The following is a 9,395-nucleotide window of genomic DNA, read 5'->3' on the forward strand; positions in this document are numbered from 1 at the left end:
GCCACCGCACCACCGATCGGACCTTGCTGATACTGGATCGCCGCCGACCAGGTCGAGCCTTGATACACGCTGTCGGGTACACCCGCGAACGAGTACGAACCGCTGACCGTCAAGCCGTAAAACTTCGGCGACGTATAGACGACCGAGTTGTTCGCGCGGTAGATCGTGTCCAAACCGTCCAGATCGCCCGGGTGCGCGCCGAAGTAGCCGGTCAGCCAGTTCGTCGGGCTATACGGCGAAAGCAGCGTGTAGTACGAGGTGTACTGACGGCCCAGAGTCACGGTACCGTAGCCCGGGTTCGTCAAACCGACCCACGCCTGGCGGCCGAACATCGCATTGGTGAACTGCTGTTGCCCGCTGTTGATGTCGAAGCCCGATTCCAGTTGGAAGATCGCCTTGTTGCCGCCGCCCAGATCTTCCGCGCCCTTCAAGCCGAAGCGGCTTCCCGCCCAGATACCCGACGCCATCTTGACGTTCGAGCGGCCCGGATTCGTCTTGGCCAGGTTCGTCTGGCTGCTCTGATAGACGATCGAATCGTCGACGATACCGTACAGCGTGACGCTGCTTTGCGCGAACGCCGGCGTTGCTATGGCCGCCGCATACAACAGCACGCCCGCACTCAATGACTTCAGTTGACCTTGCACTTTTGAACCCCCCCATCGTTGTCGTTCGATAGATGACGCGGTGGCATTGCGCGAAGAGCGCAAAATGCCCGCGGGTTCGAACGTACGCCGTTCAGGAAGCGCAAAAAGAAAGGGTTAACCTGTGGGTGAGTTTCGACTGTCGATGACAAGGCAACGTCGCGATGACGACGGACCCTTGCGTGACGAGACTCCGCGCGATGCGAGGGGCGCTCAATCACGCAACGAATGTCGAAACCGCAGTGGGAATCGCGATAAACAAAACTGATGGCGGCGTTAAGCCTTTGAATTGCGCTTCTTCACGCAACCCGCGAGTCGAAGCCGCTGCTGTCGGCGCTCCGATTGCGCCGAATTCCCGACGCGGGCGGGAAATAGCGCGCAACGCAAAGCACGTAGGTAATGAGCGCCGAGACGGTGTACATCGCGGATCGCTCCATGAAGAAGACAAGGAGTATGGCAATCGCGAGAAGCAGCATTTCGACACGAGGCGCGAGCGCGGACTGGCGGAGATCACGCTGTTCCAGCGCCGTGCCGAGAAGAATCACCAGAGGGATCAGCGCAACGACCATGTGAATCGGTTCGAGGATCGGCGCGGCGAGCAGCATCGTGATGCAGGCGAGCGCGTAATCCATGCGCCTTTCGCGACTGCGCCGGACCACGAGATAGCAGGCGAACACGCAGATGACGGCGGCGAAGATCGTCGACGTTGCGTGAAGCGTGGCCTCGGATGCCGGCATGCCGAGCTTCTCCGATATCGTCTGCAAGGCGCCGCGTACCGAGCTATTGCCGGGCAGGCCGCCCGCGCTCAGGATCTGCGTTTGCGCTCGCCCGATCTCAACGGTGAGATATTCCCAGATCACGCGAAAGCCGAGCCGGCTTGCGGTGAAGAGCGTGAGCGCGATTGCGCAGACGCCCGTCGATATCACCGTGCGCCATTCACGTCGCAACAGAAGCAGGCCGACGACCGCAAGCGGCGTCACCTTGAAGACGACCGCGAACGCGAGAAAGAGACCCGCCAGCCAGCGATTGCCGCGTTCGATCAGGAAGAACGGCGTCGCGAGCAGAAAGAACAGAAGCTGATTCGATTGACCGAGATACGCGTCATGCAGCACCGGGAAGCTCAAAAGTGTCACTGCGATAAGCAGCGCAGTCACGCGCCTGTCTTCACCACGATATGACATCTTTGCAAGCAGGATCGCGCCGATGATGCACAGCACGACCGACATCGCGACCCACACGAGTTTGGCCGTGAACGACGGCAACCACGCGAATGGCGAAAAGATCACCGCGAACTGCGGCGGATAACAATAGATGAGGATGTCGTCCAGATTGGCGCCGAGCTTCGAGAGATACGCAACCAGATGCGCGTTGTTGTAGATGAGCGACGGATCGTGCGGCGAGTTCAGCACGGCGCTGAATGCGTAATAGTAGAAATTGAAATCGCTGAACGCCCGCGCGTGATCGGACACATACGTCAGCGAATAGTGATAGATGATGACCATGCGGATCGCGACAAAGCCCGCGGCGACCAGCATCAGCAAAGCCGAAATGATGCGGACGTTATCCGCGGATCTGGCGCCAGCCCGAGCGTTCAGCATGGACTTCTCCCGTGTGTCGGCTATCGCGTCGTAATGACGCTGTGATGAGAGTATTCGGGATCGATCTGCTATTCGTCGCATGAAAGCAAAATGAAGACACAATGACAGATCCTACGGCCCAAGAATCGTGACAGCATCGCGGGGGCGGCGTCAATCGTGTTTTTGCGCACTGCAACGACGCAACCATTATTGAAAAATGGATGACGGCGATTTGTTTTTATGCATGGCCGCCGATTGCGAAAGTTTATTAAGTCCTTATGGTTGTGCGGGAAGATAACGCCAGGCAAATCCATTCGCCGTTTCTTCTATTCTGCCGGCTGATGTCTGAGGAAAGTGCGCGGTGAACACGGCGGCCTTACGCTCTGCCGCGTGCTTCAAAAGCCAGTTGCGCGAAGCACGCGCTTGTTCCGGTTCTTGACAGAACATGGAACTCCACTGCGGCTTCACGACTTGAATCGGGCTATGCATCACGTCGCCGGAAAAGATCGCGGTGTCGCCGTTCGATTCCATTTCGATCGCCATATGTCCCGCGCTATGCCCGAATGTCGGCAGGAAGCGGATACCTTCGATGATCGTCGCGCCTTCGTCGGGAATCGTGCGCGTGAGGCCCGCATCGATGAGCGGCAGCACGCTGTCCGCATAGATCATGCGGCGCGCTTCGCCAGCGGGTGTATCGAAGAATGCGCGCTCGCGCTCGCCGAATACATGCTTCGCGTTCGGGAACACCGGGGTCCAGTGGCCGTTTTCCCATTGCGTGTTCCAGCCGACATGATCGACATGCAGATGCGTGAGCAAGACATAGTCAACTTCGTGCCGATCGAAACCGGCGGCTGCGAAACGTTCGAGCACGGGATTGTCGAGCCGGTCGAAGAGCGCGCTGAAGGGCCGCGCCTTGCCATTGCCGATGCCCGTATCGACGACGAACAAGAGACCTTCGCGTTCGATTACCCATAGATGCGTGCGCAACTCGATATCGTCCGTGGCCGATTCGACGTCCCAATCGGGATAGAGCTTCTTGGGCGCGAGCGCGAATGCCGTTTCGTCGATGCGCGTGATCGTCATGTCGCCGATATGGCAACTCAATGCGTGACGGGTCATGATCGAGCCTCCTTTCTCGCGGCCGATATGCGAGCCGTCGCGAGCGCATAGAGCAATGCGCTCGCGAGCGCCGCGCTTCCGCCGACGATGGCGAGCGCATGCGCGCCGCCGACACGTTCGTTGAGATAGCCTACCGCGAGCGGCCCGATGCCGCCGCTGATCGCATTGGTCATGAAGACCAGCAATGCGATGGAGCGTCCGCGCATGCGATTCGGCACGGCGATCTGCAACGGCACGGGCGCGAGCGCCATCGCAATGCTTGCAGCGAGCGCGCACAGCCCATACAGGACGATCGCGAACGTGCTGTGAACGACGAGCGGCATCGCGATCGCGGCGGGCACGAGCGCGGCCACGGCGCCCGTGGAAATCGCCAGTACTTTTCGAAGCGTGTGTTCATCGGTGACGCGCGCCGCGAGCACGCCCGCAGCCGCGACGCCCATCATCCCGCCGATCATGTAGGCGGGCGCGGCCATCTTGCCGACCTCCGATGGCGCGAGATGAAAATGGCGCATAAGGAGCGTCGGGAACCACGCGGCATGCGAATAGAACAACGTGATGAGGGCGACATACGCGGCGAAGTAGGGCGCGCAAAAGCGATTGCGCACGAACAGTTCGACGAGCACTTCGCGCAATGACGGCAATGCATCGCCGGCATGCATGCGTTCATCGGCTTCATGTCTCGCGGGTTCGCGTACCGTGAACGCGACGAGCGCCGCGAGCACGAGGCCCGGAAGACCGACGAGCACGAAGACCGCTTGCCACGGCGCGAATCCGTGCGCCGCGAGCCGCGCGCTCATACCACCGCCGGTCGCGGAGAGCAGCATGCCGCCGCCGAATAGCGCAAGTCCGCCGCCGATATACGGCCCGAGCATGAAGACGCTGCTCGCGCGCGTGACTTTGCGCGGCGGAAAGATATCGCTGAAGATGGACAGCGCCGCGGGACTCAACGCTGCTTCGGCGATTGCCGTGCCGGCGCGAGCAAGGAGCAGTTCCGTGAAGCTGGTTGCAAAGCCGCAGACCGCCGTCGATACCGCCCAGATCGCAACGCATGCCGCGATCAGGCGCACGCGGTTCGCCCGATCCACGAGACGCGCGACGAAGACGCCCGCCGTTGCATAGCACATCGTGAACGAAAAGCCTTGCAACAAGCCGATTTGCGTATCCGTGATACCGAGCGTGAGCTTGATCGGCTGCACGAGTATGCTGACGATCTGCCGGTCGAGATACGAGAACGCGAAGCAGACGAAGAACAGCAGCACGATATACGTCGGATGCCGCGCGTCGAGGGACGTGTCCGCATGCGCGGGCAGGGGATGAGCGCTCATGCATGTGCTCCTTGAGTGTCAGTCGAAAGAAGTTTCGGCGGCGACGAGCGCGATGCAATCGCCCGCTTCGACGCGCGCGAAGGTGCGCGCGCACATCACGCGGCCGGTGCCGCGAAACGCGATCTCGCGCGGCGCGCGCCACGGCTCGTGGGGATCGAAGAGACGACCTGCGAGCTGGCCCGCGCGCACGTCGTCATTGAGCGAGAAGGCGGGTTCGAACACGCCTGCATGCGGCGCATAGACATAGTGCTGCGCGCCCTCGACGCGAAAATAGCGCGTTTCTGGTGGCGGCGCGATGCGCTCGTCGTGCAAGACGCCGAGACGCTGCAACACGCGCTGCAAGCCACGTTCGACGATCGCGAGATTTATCGCATCGCAGCCCGCGTGTCCGCCGAATTCGCCGCACAGAAAGAGCTTGCCGTGACGCTCGGCGGCCGCCGCGAACGTGCGGTCTTCGCCGAGCAGGTCCATCACCATCGTGTTCGGCGCGCCGAATGCACGCACGAGATCGAGATAACGCGCGCGACGTTCAGCATCGTTCGTCGACGGCGGCGAAGCGAGCAACGTCGGCGCATGATCGAACGATGCGCCGCCCGCGTGGAGATCGATGACGACATCCGCACGCGGCAGCAATTCGGTTTCGATGTAATGCGCGATCATTTCGGTCGGCTTGCCATGACGCGCGCCCGGAAAGAGGCGGTTGAGATTGCCGCCGTCGATGGGCGAGGTGCGCGAGCCGTTGAGAAACGCCGGGAGATTGAGCGCGGGAATCACGATCAACCTGCCGCGAATCGAGAGTTCCGGCATGCGCTGCATCAGCTTCATCAACGCGAGAGGGCCTTCGTATTCGTCGCCATGATTGCCGCCCGTGAGCAGCACGGTGGGACCATCGCCCGCATTCAGGACGGCGAGCGGGATCGGGATATGACCGTAGGCGGAGCGGTTGTGCGACCACGGCAAACGCAGCGTGCCGGTTTGAAAGCCGATGCGTTCATAGTCGATATCGGTAGCGATGAGCGAGGCGAGCGTTGACATGAGCGGATTTCGAATCGAGTGAGTTCGACTCCACTATTGCCGACGATAAAGCCGCTGGCCAATGCCGTTTTATGCGGCCGGTGATGCCTCGCGGGCATCGCTTCCACTCTATTCGGGCCGATGCGCTTTCAGAAGATCGATGAAGCGCTGCAAGGCCGCGTTGCCGTGCTGGGCGAGATAGCAGAACTCCAGCGGCAGACGTACGGAGAGATCCGCTACATCGACGAATCGCACACGCGTGGGCGGACGCTCGCGATTGGCCGCATTGACGAGCGCCGCGCCGACGCCCGCCGCGACGAGCGAAAGAATCGCGGTTTCGGTGGAGGCTTCCTGGCGGATATCGAGCGTGAGACCGCGCTCCGCGCAAGCCGACACTAGACGGTCGTAATACGCGGCATAGACGTGCCGTGGAAACGCGATGAAGGGCAGCCCGGACAACTCATGCGCCTTCACTGGCCCGTTCTTGCCGAGCGCACAAGCATCGGGCACGGCCAGCACGACGCTCTGCTCCAATAACGGTACGCTCGCGAACCCTTCGGGCAACGCACCGAATCGATAGCAGAAGCCACCTTCGAGACGTTCGGTCGCGATGGCGTCGAGTTGCTCGGGCGTGTTCATCGGCTGCAATTCGAGCGCGACTTCGCTCGCCGATTGTTGAAACGCGCTCAGCGCCGATGAAACCAGCCCGCTCCACGAAGCATTCTCGACGAAGCCGACGCGCAAATGTCCCTGCACGCCCGACGCGATGCGCTGCGCGAGCCGGTTCGCAGCATCGACACGCGCGAGGATATCGCGCGCTTCATTCAAATACGCGGCGCCCGCCATCGTCAGCTTCAGTCCTCGCGGCGTGCGCTCGAAAAGCGTTGCGCCGATGGCCTCTTCGAGGTCCTGAATCTGCCGCGAGATGGCGGGCTGCGTGACATGCAGATGCTCGGACGCGGCGCGCACGCTGCGCAATTGCGCGACGGCGATGAAGTAGCGCAGATGGCGCAGTTCCATGCGTTACTTTTCCGCGGCGACTTTATCCTGCGTGCGCGTGTCGAAGTCGGAAGCATCGTGGCGCTCGTGTAACTGGCTCGAAGGCTCGCCGAAAGTGCGGTTGACCATGCGCCCGCGCTGCACGGCGGGACGCGCGCCGATCGTGTCGGCCCAACGTCGAACGTGCTTGTATTCGTGCACGGAAAGGAACTCGGCCGCGTCGTACAGCCAGCCGTTCACGAGGCCGCCGTACCACGGAAAGATCGCGATATCGGCAATGGTGTAGTCGTCGCCGGCGATATAGGCGCTCTGCGCGAGACGCTTGTCGAGAACGTCGAGCTGACGCTTCACTTCCATCGCGAAGCGGTCGATCGGATACTCCATCTTGCTCGGCGCATACGCATAGAAGTGCCCGAAGCCGCCGCCGAGATACGGCGCGCTGCCCATCTGCCAGAAAAGCCACGACAGGCATTCCGCGCGTTGTGCCGGGTCCGTCGGCACGAACGCACCGAACTTTTCCGCGAGATAAAGCAGAATCGCGCCCGATTCGAACACGCGCACGGGCGTTGCGCCGCTGCGATCCATGAGCGCGGGAATCTTCGAATTCGGATTCACATCGACGAAGCCGCTGCCGAACTGATCGCCATCGCCGATGCGAACGAGCCACGCATCGTACTCTGCGCCGCGATGGCCGAGCGCGAGCAGTTCTTCGAGCATCACGGTGACCTTCACGCCATTGGGCGTCGCCAGGGAATAGAGCTGCAGCGGATGACGACCGACGGGCAACGCCTTCTCATGCGTCGGTCCGGAGATCGGCCGATTGATATTGGCGAAGCGTCCGCCGCTTTCCTTGTTCCACGTCCACACGGCCGGCGGCACGTATTCGGGCAATGCGCTCATGCTTCAGGCTCCTTTGCAATTCGATTGAATTCGCCCGAGGTTAGCAGTTCGACGGCAAACGTGCTCGACCGGGCTTTGTACAATCGCGCTGCATGCCACGAGGGGAAACGAATGAGTCAACGTCCGTCGCACAAACCATTCAGGCCACGCAAGATGCCCGCGCAATCGCGCTCCGAAACCACGGTGGCGTCCATCGTCGAAGCAGCGGCGCAAGTGCTCGAAAGCGAGGGCTTCGACGGCTTCAATACGAATGCGGTCGCGCGTCGCGCGGGCGTCAGCATCGGCTCGCTTTATCAATACTTTCCGGGCAAGGACGCCCTCACCGTCGCGCTGATTCGCCGTGAAAGCACGCGCTTTTACGAGGATGCGTCGATCGCGCTCACGAAGCGAAGCGGCAAGGCGGCGCTCGAATATCTGATCGGCGCGGCCGTGCGCCAGCAGTTGCAGCGGCCGATGCTCGCGCGCTTGCTCGACATCGCGGAAGGGCGGCCGGCGTTGCGTGGCGAAGTCGGGAAAGGCGAGATGGAAGAACTGGTCGAAACGATCGTCGGCCGAGCCGCACCGCGACATCCGCGCCCCGATGTCGCGGCGGCGGATCTGCTCGCCATCGTCAAAGGTATGGTCGATGCCGCGGGTGAACGCGGCGAGCGCGATCTCGACGACCTGGAGCGCCGCGTGCGGGCCGCTGTTTTCGGCTATCTATCGAGAAGCGCTGGCGAGTAAATGCGAGCAACCGATTCGAACGCGGCGGCGCGGATCGCGTGGCAGCAGGCTTTCGCGGGCTTCGGCAATGCGAGTAGTCGAATGTGAGCTTTTACTTATATTCTGAAGTCCTCGGGCGGCTATGGCACAGGGCCGCCGCCCCTCGATCCAAGAGAGACCGACGATGACAGATTCGACCCGAAGCATGAAGCTCAATCACCTCAGTTTTCCTTCCGCCGATACACCCGCGACAGCGCGCTTCTTCGAGCAGTATCTCGGCTTCACGATAGCGGGAACGTGGGAGCAGTCGTATATCCTCAAGCGCCCCGGATTCGATGTCGTGATCGATCACGCTCGCGACAGCACGCCGGATTGGCCGCGCGCGTTTCACGTGGGCTTCGAATTGCCGAGCCTCGATGATGTGCGCGATCTGTACGAGCGCTTCAAAACCGAAGGCGTCGCGATGGAGACGGACATCTTCAACAACGGTCGCGGTTCACGCTTCTTCTGCCGCGCGCCGGGCGGCGTGATGTTCGAGATGAACACGCGTTCCGACGCCGCGCCCGAGTATCAAGGCACGTTCGACAATTGATGCGGGCATGCCGAAGCGTCATCGGCCCGCTTCGCGCTTTTCCTGTTCCTCGACCGTGAGTATGGCTTCGGGCATTGCGTCGAGACGCGCTTTCGGAATGGGCACACCGCTTTCATCGGAGAGACCGTACGTGCCTTCCGCGATCTTCTGCAACGCACGTTCTATATCGCCGATGCGCCCATCGTTCACGTCGCGCAATGCCTGATTCGCGATGTCCTGCTCCATGCGCTGGGCATCGTCCTCGTACTCTTCTGCTTCGGAACCGCGCTCTTGCTGCAAGCGACGTTCGACAGCGATACCGCCTTCCTCGCCGCCGAGCAATTCGCGCTTGAGCGTCAGCAGACGCTCGTGCTGCTTCGCGACGAAGTCGTCGCTCAAGCCGCTTTGTTGACTGGCCATGTTCATGCTCCATGAGACGGATGGTTAGAAGCGGGGGGGGGGGGGGGGGGGCCCCCCCCCCCCCCCCCCCCCGACGCTGACATGCGCACATCGCCCGCCCCGCCGTTTTTTTTGGTTGCGCGGCGGG

10 protein-coding genes are annotated in these 9,395 nt (G+C 61.8%); 2 read left to right on the forward strand and 8 right to left on the reverse strand.

Annotated elements, in window-relative coordinates; genetic code table 11:
* The 7 genes from NCS28_RS31145 to yghU form a co-directional block, all read right to left on the reverse strand.
* Positions 1-644: porin (locus NCS28_RS31145; RefSeq protein ID WP_502801261.1), on the reverse strand; the 644-nt coding region annotated here is incomplete at its 3' end.
* 296 nt (positions 645-940) lie between these two features.
* Complete coding sequence (locus NCS28_RS31150) at positions 941-2,239, reverse strand: glycosyltransferase family 87 protein (RefSeq protein ID WP_250517640.1); 1,299 nt, start codon at positions 2,237-2,239, stop codon at positions 941-943.
* Between the two features lie 255 nt (positions 2,240-2,494).
* On the reverse strand, positions 2,495-3,337 hold the full coding sequence (locus NCS28_RS31155) for an MBL fold metallo-hydrolase (RefSeq protein ID WP_250517641.1): 843 nt from the start codon (positions 3,335-3,337) through the stop codon (positions 2,495-2,497).
* The gene (locus NCS28_RS31160; RefSeq protein WP_250517642.1) at positions 3,334-4,662 is read right to left on the reverse strand and encodes an MFS transporter; all 1,329 of its coding nucleotides are present in this window, start codon (positions 4,660-4,662) and stop codon (positions 3,334-3,336) included. Before NCS28_RS31160 ends, NCS28_RS31155 begins: the two co-directional genes overlap by 4 nt.
* Positions 4,663-4,680: 18 nt before the next feature.
* A complete protein-coding gene (locus tag NCS28_RS31165; RefSeq protein ID WP_250517643.1) occupies positions 4,681-5,697 on the reverse strand; it encodes a succinylglutamate desuccinylase/aspartoacylase family protein in 1,017 nt (338 codons plus the stop codon).
* A 108-nt stretch (positions 5,698-5,805) separates the two neighbouring features.
* The gene (locus NCS28_RS31170) at positions 5,806-6,696 is read right to left on the reverse strand and encodes a LysR family transcriptional regulator (protein ID WP_250517644.1); all 891 of its coding nucleotides are present in this window, start codon (positions 6,694-6,696) and stop codon (positions 5,806-5,808) included.
* A 3-nt stretch (positions 6,697-6,699) separates the two neighbouring features.
* Entirely contained in the window at positions 6,700-7,575 is an 876-nt protein-coding gene (gene yghU / locus NCS28_RS31175) for a glutathione-dependent disulfide-bond oxidoreductase (RefSeq protein WP_250517645.1), read from the reverse strand.
* Positions 7,576-7,686: 111 nt separating this feature from the next.
* Here yghU and NCS28_RS31180 point away from each other — a divergent pair, with 111 nt between their 5' ends.
* Positions 7,687-8,298 carry a TetR/AcrR family transcriptional regulator gene (locus tag NCS28_RS31180; RefSeq protein ID WP_250517646.1) on the forward strand — a complete coding sequence of 204 codons (612 nt, stop codon included), beginning with the start codon at positions 7,687-7,689 and terminating at the stop codon, positions 8,296-8,298.
* Positions 8,299-8,461: 163 nt separating this feature from the next.
* On the forward strand, positions 8,462-8,869 hold the full coding sequence (locus NCS28_RS31185; protein WP_250517647.1) for a VOC family protein: 408 nt from the start codon (positions 8,462-8,464) through the stop codon (positions 8,867-8,869).
* A gap of 18 nt (positions 8,870-8,887) precedes the next feature.
* On the opposite strand, the gene NCS28_RS31190 is transcribed toward NCS28_RS31185, so the two are convergent.
* Complete coding sequence (locus NCS28_RS31190; protein ID WP_250517648.1) at positions 8,888-9,268, reverse strand: TraR/DksA family transcriptional regulator; 381 nt, start codon at positions 9,266-9,268, stop codon at positions 8,888-8,890.
* Positions 9,269-9,395: the final 127 nt, after the last annotated feature.

This window comes from Caballeronia sp. INDeC2 (assembly GCF_023631325.1).
Lineage (GTDB): Bacteria > Pseudomonadota > Gammaproteobacteria > Burkholderiales > Burkholderiaceae > Caballeronia.